Genomic DNA, 530 nt, shown 5'->3' on the forward strand with positions numbered 1-530 from the left:
TAACGCTTAGTTAATGAGCCGACGAAAGCGCAAAAAAAATACCCGCCAGCACCAAATTTAGGATGTATCATCCAATCTATCACTTTCGAGGCCTCTTTCAACGCCTTGTTGGACTGAACCGCTGGCACCGTCTTGGACGCCTACTTTTATATAGGAAATTCCTTTTTTCGACTGCCGCCATCGCTGTCCAATCAGCAAACCCGGTTCTCCACAGCGTTTACAGCAAATTAACCGATGTTGTGAGTCAACACAAGTCTTCACATGCTGTCCTTCAAGGTTACCAAACTGAGCGACTATCCCCTCATAATCCTTTGATGCTGATGCGTATATACCAGCATGACGTATTGTATGAACACCCTCAGCTGGTACGTGTTCTAAAAGACGCTTGATTAACTGCCTCTGCTCTAACCATTGCGTTGCCGCTCGCTTTTTCCGATGGTCGAAATAACTCATTTCAACACGACTTCCTGACCAACGCTTAAGCTGCTCGGGATTTAAAGGTCCACCTCTGCAATAACGTGCTAAATAAA

General features: G+C 45.5%; 1 protein-coding gene. It reads right to left on the minus strand.

Going from position 1 to position 530, the window contains the following annotated elements; translation table 11 throughout:
• Positions 1–57: 57 nt before the first annotated feature.
• Positions 58–530: transposase (locus F5971_RS18345; protein WP_193496584.1), on the minus strand; the 473-nt coding region annotated here is incomplete at its 5' end.

It is taken from the genome of Nitrincola alkalisediminis, from assembly GCF_009821115.1.
GTDB classification, from domain to species: domain Bacteria; phylum Pseudomonadota; class Gammaproteobacteria; order Pseudomonadales; family Balneatricaceae; genus Nitrincola; species Nitrincola alkalisediminis.